This window comes from Nitrospiraceae bacterium (assembly GCA_035623075.1).
Taxonomy (GTDB): Bacteria; Nitrospirota; Nitrospiria; order Nitrospirales; family Nitrospiraceae; genus DASPUC01.
Genome location: DASPUC010000020.1, coordinates 14,221 through 30,530 on the forward strand (window position 1 = coordinate 14,221; position 16,310 = coordinate 30,530).

Below are 16,310 nucleotides of genomic sequence, written 5' to 3' on the forward strand. Positions count from 1 at the left end.
ATGACACCGTTACGAGCGGGCGTCGTCGGAATCGGCCATCTGGGCCAGCATCATGCGCGTCTTTATGCGTCGCTTCCCGGGTCCCAACTGATCGGAGTGGTCGATCAGTTGCCGGAACGAGCGCAGGTGGTCGCGGAGCGCCACGGCGTGCGTCTGTTCCGGAACCTCGAGGAATTGTTGCCTCAGGTTGACCTCGTGAGCATCGCGGTTCCCACCTCGGCACATTATGAAGTGGCACGCCGGTGTCTGCTGGCGGGAAAACATGTGTTGGTCGAAAAGCCGCTCGCCGTGATGCCCAAAGAAGCCCGCGAGCTCGTGGAACTCGCGAAGGGGCGCAGCTGCCGACTGCAAGTCGGGCATAGCGAACGATTCAATCCTGTGATGCAGGTGATGCGGCCGCACATCGGGCGGCCGGTCTTCATCGAATGCCATCGTCTCAGCTCGTTCAGTGAGCGGGGGACGGACGTCGACGTAGTGCTGGATTTGATGATTCACGACCTGGATCTCGTCCTGTCCTTCGATCCCGGGCCGGTCGAAGAAATTCGCGCGGCCGGGGTGGCGGTGCTGTCGGCCTCCGTCGACATCGCCAATGCGCGCATCCAGTTCGGGAGCGGCTGCGTCGCCAATTTTACCGCGAGCCGGGTCTCAACCAATAAAATGCGCCGCCTGCGGGTGTTTCAGCCGGATCAGTATCTCTCGCTGGACTTTCAAACACGTCAGGGGATGATTTGCAGGCGCCAGACGAAGGCTGGCGAGCGTCCGACCGTGGTCATCGAACAAGTGCAAGGCGGGGACGAAGAGCCGTTGAAACTCCAGCTCGAATCGTTCCTGGACGCCGTTCGGACAGGGAAGAAGCCGGTGATCTCCGGCGAGGACGGAGCGGCCGCTGTCGACGTAGCGCACGATGTGTTGCAGGCGATCGCGACCTTTGCCTCACGTCATGGAAATCCGGATCGAACTTTGGGATCTGCAGACGACGCCAACCCTTCCGGTCGAAGATGAATCCGCTGGAGCTGATCACGGCGAGGCCGTTGCCCTTATGCCACGAATCCTGATTGTGACGGGCGAAGCCAGCGGAGACCTTCACGGGGCCAATTTGGCGAAAGCGATTATGGCGATGAATTCGACGGCGGAACTCGTCGGCGTCGGGGGGGCTGCGATGCGGGCTGCCGGTGTGGCCCTAGTCCCGGGGGTTCCGCAGCTGGACTTGGTGGGTCTCATCGGGGTTTCGGCCTTGGGCGCCGTTCTCCGGCGCATTCGCGCGATCAGGACGGTGCTCAAATCGCAGCCATGGGATCTCGTGGTGTTGATCGACAACCCGGGACTCAATTTTCACTTCGCCCGGGTGGCCAAGGCCGCCGGTCACCGGGTACTCTATTATATTGCGCCGCAAATCTGGGCCTGGCGGCCTCGCCGGATAAAGTGGATACAGCGACGTGTCGATCATGTCGTGGTCATTCTCCCGTTCGAGCACGACCTGTATCGCCGGGCGGGAGTCCGTTGTACCTTCGTCGGCCATCCGCTGCTCGATGCGGTGGCGCCTCAGTACGATCGAGCTGCGCTCCGGACAAAGTTCGGGCTGCATGAGGCCGGCCCTGTCGTCGGATTGCTTCCGGGAAGTCGGGCCGGTGAAGTCAGAAGCTTGCTCCCGGTTCTGCTGGATTCGGCACAGCGACTCATGGCGGCGAACCCGAAAACACAATTTCTCCTGGCACAGGCCTCGTCGATTGACGATAATCTGCTCCAGATGCATCTTCGTCACAGCCCCGTGCCGGTGCAGGTTGCATCCGATCAGGCGAGCGAGGTGATGGCCGCTTCTGATGTGCTCCTCGTGGCCTCGGGTACTGCGACTCTGCAAGCAGCTGTGGTGGGGACTCCGATGGTCCTGCTGTACAAAGTTCCGTGGCTGACGTACTGGCTTGGTCGCCTGCTGATTACGGTGCAGTGGATCGGATTGGTGAACCTTGTAGCTGGCCGGTCCGTCGTTCGGGAATTCATTCAGAGTGAGGCGACGGCCGAACGTATCACGGAGGAGGCGCTTCGTCTCTTGCGGGATCGGGCGGTCTATGATGAGATGAAGCGGGGATTGCGGGAGGTCCGAGAATCACTCGGAGAGCCGGGCGCGTCACATCGAACGGCGCAGGTGGTGTTGGCAGAATGTCGAGCGTAGATCATTTTTTCCGACTGCTTCGCTACGTGAGGCCTTATCGAGGCCGGTTCATCGGAGCTTTCCTCTGCTCCGGACTCGTCGCAGCCCTTTCGGCTGCCTATGCCTGGCTCGTTCGGCCCGTCCTCGACGGAATTTTCATCGACAAAAATGAGACGCTGCTGTTGGTGTTGCCCCTCGCCCTGTTCGGTGTCGCTGTGTTGAAAGCGCTCTTCAGTTACGGACAAACGTATCTGATCAGCTATGTTGGCAACCAGGTGATCACCGATATTCGGCAGGGACTGTTTGATCGGTTGATGCGATTGCCGATCGGGTTCCACGACTCGAATACGTCCGGGCGCTTGGTTTCCCGTGTGGTAAGCGATGTCAGTGTGATGGCCAATGCGGTATCCAACGTGCTTAAAGATATGTTTCTGAACGGGTTGACGTTTCTGGCGATGCTTGGGGTGATCTTTTATCAGAATTGGCAGATGGCCGGGTTGTCGCTGATCGTAATTCCGCTCGCGGCGTTTACGATGGTTCGGGTGGGGAAACGGCTTCGCAACCTTGCCACCCGCGGTCAGGAGCGGATGGGGGATATGGCGTCCACTATCCAGGAATCATTGGCCGGGATCCGCATCGTCAAAGCCTTTTGCCGTGAGGATGCCGAGTCGGAGCGGTTCAGGGCGAATAATCAAGCGTTCCTCTCCACGACGTTGAAATCCAATCAAGTGTGGTCGATCGGTTCCTCCTACATGGAAGTGATCGCAGTGCTCGGCGTCGCCGTGATTGTCTGGTACGGGGGCTACCTGGTGATTCAAGGAACCATGACGCCGGGGGCCTTCTTCTCATTCCTGACGGCGATGTTCATGGCCTTCACGCCGATCCGCAAGTTGTCCGGCTCGAACAATTCGATTCAGCAGGCGGTGGCGGCGGCGGAACGGGTCTTTGACGTCCTGGATCTCCCCACGGAACAGGATGCGGAGCGCGGGCGGTTGGAATTGCCGCGAATCACACGATCAATCGAGTTTCAAGATGTGACGTTCCACTACGAGGGGCATGGAATTCCGGCGGTGTCCGACATTGATTTGTCGATTCGCGCCGGCGAAATCGTTGCGCTCGTCGGCAGCAGCGGGAGTGGAAAAACGACGCTGGTCAATCTCCTGCCGCGGTTCTATGAGCCAACACTTGGGCGAATCCTTATCGACGAAGTGGACATCCAGTCCTACTCGCTCCAATCCCTCCGGGCGAAGATCGGGATTGTGTCCCAAGAGGTGGTGCTCTTCGACGACATGGTTCGCAACAATATTGCTTTCGGGCGACCGGGGGCGACGGACGAGGAGATTCTGCAGGCGGCTCGCCTGGCCTATGCGCACGAGTTTATCGAACGACTGCCGCAAGGCTACCGGACACTGGTCGGCGAGCGTGGCGTGAAACTGTCGGGCGGGGAGCGCCAACGTATCGCCATTGCCCGAGCGATCTTGAGGGATCCGCCGCTGCTGATTCTCGACGAGGCGACGTCGGCGTTGGATACGGAGTCCGAACGGGTCGTGCAGCAAGCGCTGGGCAATCTGATGAAAGGCCGCACGACCGTCGTGATTGCACACCGGTTGTCGACGATCCAGCGGGCCGACCGAATTGTTGTGCTTCATCGCGGCACGATCGCGGAAATCGGCACCCATGAGGAACTCTTGCGTCGGGACGGCCCCTACAAGCGGCTTCATGCGATGCAATTTCAGGATGTGGTGGAGTAAGACCGGCGTGGGGATTCAGGATGCGATGCGCCGATTCACGGCCTGGCTGAAACTGTCCGTCCTTCCTCCGGTCGGGGCGTCCATCATCCGTGGGATCGGACGGACCATGCGCCTTGACCAGCAGGGTCATGAACACGTGGATGCGCTCTATCGAGAAGGGCGGCACATCATTCTGGCGTTTTGGCACGCGCAGCAATTGATGATCCCATTCGGGTATCGTGGAACGGGCTCTCATGTGTTGATCAGTCAGCACCGGGACGGAGAAATCATTGCTCGCATTATCGCCCGATTCGGTCACCAGTCAGTCCGGGGATCGAGTACCAGGGGCGGAGCGAGGGCCATGAGAGAATTGATTCGATTGGGCCGATCGGGTGTGGATCTGGTCGTGACGCCGGATGGACCGAAAGGACCGAGAGAGGTTGCCAAAGTAGGCGTCGTCCAGCTTGCGAAGGCGACCGGCCTGCCGATCATTCCCTTGGCCTTCAGCTGCTCAAAAAAAAACTCTTCGCAAGCTGGGATCGGTTCATGGTCCCGTATCCATTCTCCCGGGGGGTATATTGCTGGGGCGCTCCCATCTGGGTGTCGCGAGACGCCGATGGCACAGCGCTGGAAACGGCGCGCCGGGAACTCGAAGCCTCACTGAACCAACTGACGATGCAAGCGGATCACGCCCTGGAGCTCTAGCAAGATGTTGAAAAGAGTTTGCCGCTCGCCCTCTTTCGACTTGGATACGATCAACAATGAACCAGGTAGAGGAGGCAGGCTGTTCAAAAAGGCCGTCCAGCAAGGCCGCAGCGAGCGAAGGGCCGAGGCGTACCCTCTGGGGTACGTTAAGGGTCTGAGCGATGCGAGAACAACGCTGGAGGACTTTTTCAACAGCCTGCTAGACCGCAATCATGTGGTACTTCCTCTATAACCTTCTGTTGCTGGTCGGATCACCAATCATCCTTGGGATCCTGTTGGCGAAAAAACGCTGCCGTCGCGGCCTGCTGCAACGGCTGGGGTATGAAAACGGTTTGTTTGGTTTGTCTGGTTTATTTCATTGGCTGAAACTCCGAGAACCTAACAAACCAAATCAACCAAACAAACCAGATCAATCCGATCAACCGCTTATTTGGGTTCATGCTGTGTCTCTCGGCGAAGTAGTGGCCGTAGTGCCGCTGGTGAAGGAATTGCGCCGGCGCCATCCGACCTATCGATTGATCGTGTCGACATTCACGGAAACGGGGCGAGAAGCCGTCGAGCAGCGATTGGCGGCCGTCGCAGAACATCGGTACGCGCCGTTGGATTTTCCCTGGATCGTGGAGCGAGTCATTCATCGCTGGCAACCGAGCCTCTATGTTTTCGTGGAGACGGAATTCTGGCCCAATCTACTCCGGGCGTTGCGGCGCCGAGGCGTGCCGACGGTTCTGGTCAACGGGCGCCTCTCCACACGATCCTATGCGCGTCAACAATGGGGACCGGTACGATCGTTCTACCGGGCGATGCTCCGGATGGTCAGCCTTTTTCTCATGCAATCGGACCGTGATGTCGAGCGGGTGATTTCGCTAGGAGCCGATTCCCGGTTCGTTCGACGGACGGGGAATATCAAGTTCGATCAGCCGGCGACAGAGCCATCGGGGTCTGCAATCACGCGGTCCGATATTGGAGTAGGGGAGCATGAGCAGCTCCTGGTCGCCGGCAGCACGCATCCGGGCGAAGAAGAGGCGATTGTCACCGCCTACCATCAGATTGTGAAAGTCTGTCCATCCGCGGTGCTCTTGCTGGCACCGCGCCATATCGAACGTGTAGAACAAGTCGAGGCGATGCTCCGATCGCAGGGGACGACGGTGCAGCGGCGCAGTGCCGTTCTCAAGGGCAGCGCAGTGGCCAGCGGCCCGCGCGCGGTGATTCTCGATACGAGAGGTGAACTCGCGTCGCTGTATCGGGAAGCGGCCGTAGCGTTCGTTGGCGGGACTCTGGTTCCAATCGGTGGGCATAATTTATTGGAACCGGCGGTGTGGGCCAAGCCTGTGCTTTTTGGACCCTACACGGACAACTGCGCTGAGATCGCCGACTTGCTCAGCCGGGGTGGAGGTGGGGTGCGCGTGATTGATGCGGCGACATTGGCTCAGCAGGTCATACGAATTCTCAACCATCCCGATGACGGAACGCAGATGGGGCAATTGGCGCAGCACGTGATTCGACAAAACCAAGGTGCGTTACAGCGTAGCCTCGATGCCATCGAAACTCTGCTCGCGCCGGATCAAGCACACGACGGATCCTCTCTCGAACGCCGGACGGTTCCTCTCATGGTGGGACGTTAGCGAACGGTGTTCACGCCTGGTACAGAAGTCCGATGGTGGCTGCTCTGGGCTGCGATACCATACGGGTTTGTGATGTGGCTACGCGCCCGCTGTTACGAACATGGCTGGTTCGTCCAGCGAAAGCTTCCGATCCCGGTCATCAGCGTCGGCAACCTGACCTTGGGTGGAACGGGAAAAACGCCGGTCGTGATCCTGCTGACCGAATGGCTGCTGGCTCAAGGCCGGCGTGTGGCTATCCTCAGCCGTGGATATCGGCGGGCGAGCCGGCAGCCGTTTCTTTTGGTTTCTGACGGGGCGCGGCTGTTGGCGGGGCCGCTCGAGGCGGGTGACGAACCGTTCCTGATCGCACGACGTTGTCCCAAGGCGATCGTTGCGGTCGGGGCCGATCGCTATGCGTTGGGACGATGGGTATCGGATCGACTTTCTGTCGACTGTTTCCTGCTCGACGACGGGTTTCAGCATCTGAAGCTCGTTCGGGATGAAAACATCTTGTTGATCGATGCGACGGATGCCCAGGGGTTACAAGCGGTCGTACCGGCCGGCCGGTTGCGGGAGCCGTTGGGTGCAGTCGGTCGCGCGATGGCGGTGCTGATAACCAGAGCCGATCACCAGGCCGATGTCGACGGGGTGCTCGCGCACCTGCGCAAGTTAAGACGGCCGTTGCCGGACGTGGCACATATTGTGTTCAAACCTGAGGGGCTCACGTCCGTGACGACGCAGGAATGGCGTGATGGTTATTGGTGTACCGGAAAGACCGCGGTCTTGTGCAGTGGGGTCGGACACGCCCGATCGTTCCGGTCTGTTGCAGAGACGATGGGCTTGCGAGTTCTTGAGGAGGTCCTGTTCCCGGACCATCACGCTTATACGGCGGCTGAGGTGCAAAGGGTTCGCATCACCGCGCAGACTGCGCAAGCTGAACTCATCGTCACGACTGAAAAAGACGCCGGCAAGCTCGCGGCTCTCTTGAAGCCGGGAGATGCTTGGTGGGCGGTGCGGCTCTCCACACAGGTGTCGGTGGGAGAAGAAAAACTTCGTCAGCGAATCTTGAACTGTACCAAACCGAATCGGGTGAATGCCTGTGCGTCATGAGAGGGTTCAACGACTGCTCGTGCGCGGGCCCAATTGGCTCGGCGATGCGGTGATGTGCGAGCCGGCGCTGCGAGGGTTGCGGAGGATGTTCCCCGACGCCGATATCTCGTTGCTCGTCAAGCCGGGCGTTGCGGAACTTCTGATCGGCCATCCAGCTGTGAATCAGATTCTGGTCTACGACGAGAAGGGGAAACATGCCGGGTTCTCGGGTAAATGGGCGTTAGCCGGCCAACTACGTCGGCAGCGGTTCGACCTGGCGGTCCTCTTCCAAAACGCGTTCGAAGCGGCGCTGCTCGTGTGGCTCGCCGGAATTCCCCGTCGATACGGCTATGCGACCGACGGCAGGAGTGTCCTGCTGACTGAACCGATTGCAGCACCGGACACACGAGCGCACCTTCATCAAGTTCACTACTATTGGAATCTTTTACGACCGCTGGGGCTCCACGGTGATCCTCCTGCGCCGGAACTGTTCGTTTCGGAGACGGAACAAGATGCCATGGCCCGACGACTCGGTGAGCATGGCATTGACAAGTCCACGTTTGTGATCGGCATCAATCCCGGATCCATATATGGGGGGGCCAAACGGTGGCTGCCGGATCGTTTCGCCGATACAACGGAGCGCCTTGGTCAGACGGTTCACCAATCCCATGCGAGGGATGTGGCGGTGATGATTGTCGGGGCCAAAGGAGAGGAGGCGCTGGGCAATGAAATCGCTTCGCGCCTGACTCATCGAACGGTCGTCCTGTCCGGTGCCACGACCATCCGCGAACTGATGGCGGCCGCGAAACGCTGCAGCCTCCTGCTGACGAATGACACGGGGCCGATGCATATTGCGTCGGCCATGCAGGTACCGGTTGTGGCGATCTTTGGCTCGACGGATTGGCGAACCACGTCGCCTGACAGCATGGCTCATACGATTGTTCGCCACCCCGTCGATTGTGCTCCGTGTTTGTTGCGGGAGTGTCCGATCGATCATCGCTGCATGACCGGGGTGACGGTGGATCAAGTGTATGAGGCGGCGGTGAAACAGCTAACGCCTAGCCATCAGCTATCAGCTACCAGCCATCAGCCGTCGGAGGATACACATCCCGCGTCACGCGTCACGCATCACTCGGTCCTTCAAGGAGTGACCGTCTTTTTCGATCGTGACGGGACACTGAACTATGATCCTGGATATCTCAAATCAGCCGCGGAACTGCGGTTATTACCCGGTGTCACGGCAGCGTTGGCACGTTTGAAGGCGGCCGGCGCCCGCCTCGTCGTTGTCACAAATCAATCGGGGATCAGTCGAGGCTTCCTGACGTTGAAAGATTTGGAAGCGATTCATGCACGATTGCAAGGGATCTTGGAGCAAGAAGACGCAGCGCTCGATGCCATCTATTTTTGTCCCCATCATCCTGACGACGGATGCCGATGCCGAAAGCCCGGTACTGCGATGGTGGAGCGGGCGGTTTCGGAGCTACAGCTCGATCTCAAGCGGTCGTACGTCGTCGGCGACCATATACGGGATGTGCAGTTGGCACGGAATATCGGTGCCACGGCCGTCCTTCTTGCATCAGGGCAGGTCGATACCCAAGCATTGGAGATTCTGAAGGCAGAAGGGGCAGAGCCGGATGTCATCGTGGCCTCGATGGCCGACGCGACCGAATGGATTCTCGCTGACGCCACGGCGTCTTGATCCCGAGACACGTGCTCCATAACAACGCTTCTGAAATTTCTTCTCTGAGAACACGTTTAGCCTGCAGCTTATTCTGAAAGGGCCCGCCGATAAACCTGATCGAGGCGATCAAGCATCCGGTCGATCGAATAATGTTCCGTAATGTGGCGATGAGCGTTTGCACCGAGCGTACGGCATAAGGGACCATTGTCGAGGAGTTCTTCGATGCGCTTGGCAAGGGCATCGCTATCCCGTGGGGGAACAAGCAAACCGGTTTGTCGATCGATGACGACGTCCGGGATCGACCCTGCTGTAGTCGAAATGACGGGCAATCCCACCGCCATTGCTTCGATCAAAACCTGCGGAATGGTATCTCCCTCGACCGACGGGATGACGAAGAGATCGAGCGATCGGAGCACATTGAGCAGGTCGGGGCGAAATCCAAGCATTCTGACGTGACCCTCCACGTGCGCCTGCGCTATCTGGTTTCTCAAGGTGTCTTCTTCCGGGCCTTCGCCGACGATGAGGAATGTCACGTCCTTCACGCGTGGAATCAGCTGGGCCGCGGCTTCGATCAAATAGCGATGTCCTTTATAGGAACGAAGGTAGGAGACGATGCCGATGAGGCGGTGACTGGAGGATAACCCCAACTCGGTTCGTAAATCCCGTTCAGGGGGACCTGGTACATGGCGTGCGAGGTCGATCCCGATCGGGAACGCGTCGACTCGCTCCGGCTCCAGGCCATCCCGCTCCACGAGATCTCGATAGGTCGTTTGTCCCCCGGTTCCGATGACATGGTCAAAGAGGTGCCGATAGAGGATGCGAGTCGGAAGGTTACGGTTCAATGGTGATGATATATGCCGGCTCTTGATAACCCTGATGCGAGGGTACACCAATCGTGCTGACACGGCGCCCAGCCAACTATCCCGTGAGCTGTTCACGTGGAGGATATCCGGCCGTTCCTTTCGAAGGACCTTGCGAAAGCCGAGCAGCCCAGCAAAAGTGAGCCTCCGCATCGGCAGAGACGTCGAGCGTAAGCCCCACCGCGCTGCAAGTTGTTCGATCGAGGACCCAGGATGAACCAGCAACAGCACATCGTGCCCCCGTTTTTTCAGGCCCACTGCCTGCCTTACAATGGCAAGTTCCTGGCCGCCTTTCCCGGGTGAGGACTCCGACATCACAATCTTCATCGAGCTAGGCTTCCAATCATTCGATCAGTTAATGCATAGAACCGGGCGATGCTCATCATTACACTCCTGCCATCTCCTTCGGCTTTACCGTCGATTTCCTAGGATTGGCGTAGTCGTGCGTGTTCTGACTGGTGGAGAGTCGATGATGAAGCTGTGCACTCAACCTCGAGGTTTACGATATCGTGTTCAACTTGAATTTAGAACCGATCGATCTCACTTTATCTGTTGGGATTGAAGGGAGTCAATAAACGGAAATGACATGGGAAATTGCCGTTGACCTTCCTCCTTTAAACCAGGCCAGCGGCGGAACTAGGCTCGCTGGCCAGACAAGGGAGGAGCGATGGTACGGAAACTGTACACCGTGGAAGAGATCGTTGGGCATCTGCACACATTCAAGATTGAGATGGGCAAGGGGGTAGCGGTGCGCGATGTCTGTCGGAAACTCAGGATAACGGAACAAAGTTCCGGGACGAGTTGCTTAACGGGGAATTCTTCTATACGTTGCGGGGAGCGCAGGTTGTCATTGGCTGCTCGCGGCCGGCGTATAATCAGGTCCAGCTCCACAGTGCCTTGGGCTATCGGCCTCCGGCGCCTGACACCATCGTTCCGCAAGTGGTGTGTGCACGACTAACTGAGAGGGTGGCCTAACAACTGGAGGGAGTCAAGAGACGTATGCGTCTCGGCGTTTCAACCGACGAGAATAATAGTGGCATGTTCAAGTTGCCTGAGCTTGATACAGGAGATCAATTCTTTGATTTCAAGGGACTTAGAGCCGGTCCAAAGGGAAAGCAATTTGCTACCTACGGAGAATGTCGTGCATCTCTCTAAGAACCTGACAAACTGGCTGTGCCGCCATCCTCACTTAAGTATGCTGCTGATCAATGGCGTGCTCCTCATGTTTCTTGCCCTTGGGGTCGAGTTTAGCTTGCGAGGGCTTGCCTTTAGCTATACTAAAAAACCTGACGGTCTGGTGGTGGCAGACACCTTTCACGTAAATGAGCATGGGCTATTCGTGGCCAACCCTGCGTCTGCGGAGTTTAAGCGTTCCGGTATCGAGATCAACAAAGACGGGTTTCGTTCCCCTGAATTCGACGCGGCCCAGCTTGCTGGACAGCAGGAAACATCGGTGGTAATTCTCGGCGACTCGTTCACCTGGGGTGCAACGGCTGTCCCGCTTTCGCGATCATTTCCGGACATGCTTCGTACCGAAGGCTACATAATTCATAACCTTGGCATTCCTGGTACTGGCCCTCTTCAGTACCGCAGCATGGCTGACGTATATCTGCCGCGACTGAAGCCAGACGTGGTAGTCGTGGCGCTGTATCTCGGCAATGACATCTTGACTACACAGTGGGAACCACCTCCTGGTCGACCGCTCTATTATGTGATTGAAAATGGGGATTGGATCACACCGTTTGACGAGAACGGCGAGTATATAGAAGACGTTGAATCAGCCTATGAGTACTATCACAATAAATTTGGAAGGGCGCGTCGGCTTTTGCGAGAAACTGCAACAGGGACATTAGTTTTGAAGATGGTGCGGCGTATAATGACATGGACTTACAAGGGGCAAGCCGCATCTGTCACTATGGTGTTCCAAACGCTCAGTCCTCCCGATGCGCATCCGTTAATACGGTATGCACACAGCTATATTGAACTCGGCAAGATTCGAAATCTCGCTGAGAAGCTCGGCGCCCGTTACTATACCCTTGTGATTCCTGCGCTGGGTGAGGGCTGTCTTACGTCAAAAGATTTCAGTCTGGAAGTACAGCGTGACGCCCTGAGAGAGTTCCAGCCGGTGTATGTGGAGCTATCAGACCATCACTATAATGGCGTTCCTGACTGTCATCTGAATAATGAAGGGCATGCCGTCGTGGCCCGAGCCATCATGAAGCTGTTGGATCGCGGTCTATAAGGGAGCTCTTAGTTCAAAACGAGTTGTCTTTGATCTCTCCGACAGTTCATCTTAATCCTCAATCAAGTTTCCGGGGATTGGGTCAAAACTTTTCTGCCCTGCTCCACATGAAGTTCAAGATGTTAACATTGTATGGAGTGTGACCTGCCCCCTGTAGTTGTACAATCTTCAATGTGATCTAGGTGCCCCGCTCCGTAGGCCCCACGGGTGCCGACGGATTATGGTCCAAGGTACCATGCCTCCGAATCCGGTTAAACGTGTGTCGCCATCCTTCGACAAGCACCTAGACCTCCGACAGTGCATCAACGAGCTCTCGATCCAACAGTTCATCCCTTAATCTTGTTCGGTGTTGTCAAGGGTCTGGTAAACTTGGACGCCGAAGTGGCCCTTGTCAGGGCCACTTCGGCTTCACGTAATTTGGCAAGAATCTGTTCGACAGTAGGACACGGTCGTGGCGTACGCCCCTCCTTTCGGCCCGACCCCCACAGAGAATGGGGACCTATTTAGGGGGCTAGGTCACTCATTTCACCCCGTACCGCTCAATGCATTACCACTCTCGACAGGAGTTTATTCGTCGGGTCGCAAGGAGCGCCTACAGAAGATATCTTTCTGAGAGGGTTGACATTTTCGGTAAAACAGTTTGGAAGGGCAAAAACCTCTTTGATTTTCCAGGTTTTAATTAGCCCTATGACGCAAAATTCAATGTGGCGTACTTGAGCTGCTTTCATCCCTTCCGTTTAGAGATCTAGCTTTCGTTGCCCTCGGCCGGCGAAAGAATTTTCCTTGACTCGTAGCTCATTGTATGTTCATATTCTGAACATCCCATGCAACTATCGGAAAAATCATGAATCTGCAGGGGCAGCGAGACCTCCTCCTGCTTTCAGAAGTTGAACGGGATGCGCATGTGACGCAGCGCTCGCTCGCGTCAAAATTGGGTGTAGCCCTTGGTCTGACCAACCTCTATCTCAAGCGGCTGGCCCATAAGGGCTATATTAAGATTTCCACAATCCCTCCGCACCGCATCCGGTATCTCCTGACACCGCAAGGCATGGCTGAGAAGTCGCGCCTGACCTACCAATATATGCAGTATTCAATTACCCACTATCGCGATATGAGGACGAGGCTTCGCGGCACGCTGACAGATGCCATAGGAGATGGTGTCGCACGTGTCGTCATCTATGGGACGGGTGAGCTGGCGGAAATGGCCTATCTCTCGCTGAAAGAAATGAATCTGACCCTTGTCGGATTCATCGACGACAAGGGGCAAGACAAGTTCCTGTCCTACCCGGTCTGCGCCCCTGACCTGGTCGGCAGGTGGGATTTCGATGCGGTGTTGTTGACGGATTTGGAAAACGGCGAGAAACATCGTGAGATCCTCGGGCGGTACCTTGAGCCCGAGAAAAAGATCCTCACGCTGAGTCTTGTCGCCTGAGCGGAGCGAGAGTCGCCCCGGTTTTTGTGATCACTGTAAGTGAAAGGGCGAAGCTATATCTGAATCAGGTTTATCTGGTTGCTGGTTTGTCTAGTTGTTCTGGTTCATAACGCAAAACCAAACAAACCAGAAAAACCAGTCCTATGAAGATAACGCGGTTCGAAGATCTTGATTGTTGGAAAGAAGCCAGGCTACTCACCCGACAGGTGTATGAGGCAATCGAACAGAATCCTCGCTGGCAAAAAGAGTTCCGGTTTTGTGGGAAAATTCAAAGTGCTGTGGGGTCAGTAATGGCCAATATAGCAGAAGGGCTCGTTCGTCGGTTTAACAAGGAATTTGTGCAGTTTCTGTTCATCGGCATGTCTTCATGTGCCAAAGTTCAAAGCCATCTGTACATCGCGCTTGATCAGGGGTATCTGTCAAAGGATTCTTTTGAGTCGATCTACGGGCAGGCCGGCCGAACCTCAAGAATTATTTCCGGCCTCATCAAGTACCTTCGCATCAAGCAGGCCAAACCAACCAAACAAGCCAGATGAACCAGATAAACCAGATAAACCAATCAAACCATCTCCGCTGGTATGCATTGCGGACCAAGTCGCGGCATGAAAAATTGGTGCGTGATCGGCTGGAGAAGCAGGGGATCGAACCCCTCCTGCCGACGGTCAAGCGCCTCAGCCAGTGGAAAGATCGGAAGAAGGAAATCGAGGTCCCGCTCTTCTCCGGCTATTGCTTCGTGCGGTTTGGGTCTCAGCAGAAGCTGCCGGTTCTCAAAACCATCGGCGTCGTCGAGGTCGTCGGCGGTGGGAAGCGGCCTGAACCGATCCCGGACGAAGAGATCGCCGCGCTCCAGACGCTCATGACCAGCGTCCTTCCCTATGATCCGCATCCGTACCTGCATGAAGGCATGATGGTCGAAGTCGTCCGAGGGCCGCTTCAAGGAGTGCATGGGATTCTCTTGCGCAAGGAGAAGCGCCACCGGCTCGTGTTGGGTGTTCGGCTGATTCAACAGGCTGCGGCGGTAGAAATCGACGTGAACGATGTCCGGCCTATCTAGGCAACCAATTCAACTCACCCCCCTCAAACGTTGACAGTCGATTCTTTCATTGTTCTGGCGAAAAATCCGGACCAGAGGCAAGTTGGACTGATGGTGTCAATCCTTGAGGTCCAGATATCCCGGTGGGGACCAACCGCTACGATGTCCAACATTCGCCGGGGGTTTGATCATGAGTAGTGCGCATAGCGGAAGTGTGCCTCGTGTGGCGGTTGTCGGGGCCGGCTACTGGGGCAAGAATCTCGTCCGCAATTTTCAGAGTTTACATGCTTTGGGTGCGGTTTGTGACAGCGATCCGGAGCGGTTGGAATCTTTCAAGCAACAGTATTCGTCGGCAAGCATGTTCAGCGCCTATTCAGATGTGTTGCGAGATGAGACGATTCGGGCCGTGGCGATCGCGACGCCTGCTGAAGCACATACACGAGCGGTGAGAGAAGCATTGCTGGCCGGGAAAGATGTCTTCGTTGAAAAGCCGCTTTGCCTCTCTGTCGAAGAAGGGGAAGAACTCGTCGGTCTGGCGAAAAAGAGGGGTCGGATTCTGATGGTCGGACACCTGCTCTGGTATCACCCGGCCGTGCTGAAGTTGAAGGAGCTCATTGCTGCGGGAGAGTTGGGAAGAATCCAGTACATCTACTCCAATCGCTTGAATCTCGGGAAGATTCGCCGCGAAGAAAATATTCTGTGGTCGTTTGCTCCTCATGATATTTCGGTCATTCTCGGTCTCCTCAATGAAACGCCGGACGGAATCCGCGCGCAAGGCGGAAACTACCTCCACCAACAGATCGCCGATGTGACGATCAGCCTGCTGTCTTTTCCAAGCGGAGTGAAGGCTCATATCTTCGTCTCCTGGCTGCATCCGTTCAAAGAGCAAATGTTGGTGGTGGTCGGGGATCGAAAAATGGCGGTGTTCGATGATCTTGAAAAAAAGGACAAGCTTGTCTTGTATCCCCATTCGATCGATTGGAAGAATTATATTCCAATCCCCAACAAGGCCGATGCTCAACCGGTCGAGCTCGATACGCAGGAGCCTCTTCAAGCCGAGTGCCAGCATTTCCTGGACTGCGTGGTGTCCCGATCACGCCCCAGAACAGATGGGGAAGAGGGACTGAGAGTGTTGTCTGTACTTCAACGTTGCCAGGAAGCACTGGAGAAAGAAGCGACCCGACTGGCCAAAACGGAAGCGCGATCGCGTCAGCAGCTCTATTTCATTCACGACTCGGCCTGCGTGGACGACGGAGTGGAAATCGGCGAAGGGACCAGCATCTGGCACTTTTCTCATGTGCTCAAAGGGTCGCAGATCGGGAAGCATTGCAAGATAGGCCAAAACGTCGTTATTGGCCCGAAGGTAAGGATCGGCAACGGCGTCAAGATTCAAAACAATGTATCCGTGTACGAGGGAGTGACGCTCGAAGACTTCGTTTTCTGCGGTCCCTCGATGGTCTTTACCAACGTCTTCAATCCCCGCAGCGAAATTCCGCGTATGACGGAGCTCAGGCCGACGCTCGTCAAACGTGGAACCACGCTGGGCGCAAATTCAACCATTCTGTGCGGAATTACAATCGGTCAATACGCATTCATCGGAGCAGGAGCCGTCGTCACGAAAGATGTACCCGATCATGCACTCGTCGTCGGGAACCCAGGCCGAGTGACTGGTTGGATGTGTAACTGTGGGGTGAAGCTTCTGGTGAAGGGGAAGAAGGCGAGCTGTCCGACCTGTGGGAAGCATTACCTATCCGGCAAGACGGGGATGAAGGCGGTCTAACAAAAAAG

General features: G+C 56.5%; 13 protein-coding genes and 1 pseudogene. 13 read left to right on the forward strand and 1 reads right to left on the reverse strand.

Annotated elements, in window-relative coordinates; genetic code table 11:
* The 7 genes from VEI50_03880 (at position 1) to waaF (ending at position 8,973) form a co-directional block, all read left to right on the forward strand.
* On the forward strand, positions 1 to 1,002 hold the full coding sequence (locus tag VEI50_03880; protein ID HXX74242.1) for a Gfo/Idh/MocA family oxidoreductase: 1,002 nt from the start codon (positions 1 to 3) through the stop codon (positions 1,000 to 1,002).
* Complete coding sequence (gene lpxB, locus VEI50_03885; GenBank protein HXX74243.1) at positions 941 to 2,170, forward strand: lipid-A-disaccharide synthase; 1,230 nt, start codon at positions 941 to 943, stop codon at positions 2,168 to 2,170. The genes VEI50_03880 and lpxB overlap by 62 nt, the downstream gene beginning before the upstream one ends.
* Positions 2,158 to 3,900: a lipid A export permease/ATP-binding protein MsbA gene (gene msbA, locus VEI50_03890; protein HXX74244.1), complete on the forward strand. Its 1,743-nt coding sequence runs from the start codon at positions 2,158 to 2,160 to the stop codon at positions 3,898 to 3,900. Before lpxB ends, msbA begins: the two co-directional genes overlap by 13 nt.
* Entirely contained in the window at positions 3,887 to 4,543 is a 657-nt protein-coding gene (locus VEI50_03895; protein HXX74245.1) for a lysophospholipid acyltransferase family protein, read from the forward strand. The genes msbA and VEI50_03895 overlap by 14 nt, the downstream gene beginning before the upstream one ends.
* A 253-nt stretch (positions 4,544 to 4,796) precedes the next feature.
* Positions 4,797 to 6,206: a 3-deoxy-D-manno-octulosonic acid transferase gene (locus VEI50_03900; protein HXX74246.1), complete on the forward strand. Its 1,410-nt coding sequence runs from the start codon at positions 4,797 to 4,799 to the stop codon at positions 6,204 to 6,206.
* Positions 6,207 to 6,212: 6 nt separating this feature from the next.
* Complete coding sequence (gene lpxK, locus VEI50_03905) at positions 6,213 to 7,295, forward strand: tetraacyldisaccharide 4'-kinase (GenBank protein HXX74247.1); 1,083 nt, start codon at positions 6,213 to 6,215, stop codon at positions 7,293 to 7,295.
* Positions 7,279 to 8,973 carry a lipopolysaccharide heptosyltransferase II gene (waaF, locus tag VEI50_03910; protein ID HXX74248.1) on the forward strand — a complete coding sequence of 565 codons (1,695 nt, stop codon included), beginning with the start codon at positions 7,279 to 7,281 and terminating at the stop codon, positions 8,971 to 8,973. The genes lpxK and waaF overlap by 17 nt, the downstream gene beginning before the upstream one ends.
* Before the next feature lie 68 nt (positions 8,974 to 9,041).
* Here waaF and VEI50_03915 read toward each other — a convergent pair whose 3' ends face one another.
* Positions 9,042 to 10,142 carry a glycosyltransferase family 4 protein gene (locus VEI50_03915; GenBank protein ID HXX74249.1) on the reverse strand — a complete coding sequence of 367 codons (1,101 nt, stop codon included), beginning with the start codon at positions 10,140 to 10,142 and terminating at the stop codon, positions 9,042 to 9,044.
* Between the two features lie 459 nt (positions 10,143 to 10,601).
* Between VEI50_03915 and VEI50_03920 the strand changes: the two are divergent.
* The 6 genes and pseudogenes from VEI50_03920 (at position 10,602) to VEI50_03945 (ending at position 16,302) form a co-directional block, all read left to right on the forward strand.
* A pseudogene (locus VEI50_03920) lies at positions 10,602 to 10,790 on the forward strand (integrase core domain-containing protein).
* A gap of 166 nt (positions 10,791 to 10,956) precedes the next feature.
* Entirely contained in the window at positions 10,957 to 12,057 is a 1,101-nt protein-coding gene (locus VEI50_03925; GenBank protein HXX74250.1) for an SGNH/GDSL hydrolase family protein, read from the forward strand.
* Between the two features lie 844 nt (positions 12,058 to 12,901).
* Positions 12,902 to 13,489 (forward strand): winged helix-turn-helix transcriptional regulator, encoded by a 588-nt coding sequence (locus tag VEI50_03930; protein ID HXX74251.1) that lies wholly within the window; start codon positions 12,902 to 12,904, stop codon positions 13,487 to 13,489.
* Between the two features lie 143 nt (positions 13,490 to 13,632).
* Positions 13,633 to 14,025 carry a four helix bundle protein gene (locus VEI50_03935; GenBank protein ID HXX74252.1) on the forward strand — a complete coding sequence of 131 codons (393 nt, stop codon included), beginning with the start codon at positions 13,633 to 13,635 and terminating at the stop codon, positions 14,023 to 14,025.
* The gene (locus VEI50_03940; protein HXX74253.1) at positions 14,022 to 14,543 is read left to right on the forward strand and encodes a UpxY family transcription antiterminator; all 522 of its coding nucleotides are present in this window, start codon (positions 14,022 to 14,024) and stop codon (positions 14,541 to 14,543) included. Before VEI50_03935 ends, VEI50_03940 begins: the two co-directional genes overlap by 4 nt.
* Positions 14,544 to 14,712: 169 nt before the next feature.
* On the forward strand, positions 14,713 to 16,302 hold the full coding sequence (locus VEI50_03945; GenBank protein ID HXX74254.1) for a Gfo/Idh/MocA family oxidoreductase: 1,590 nt from the start codon (positions 14,713 to 14,715) through the stop codon (positions 16,300 to 16,302).
* Positions 16,303 to 16,310: the final 8 nt, after the last annotated feature.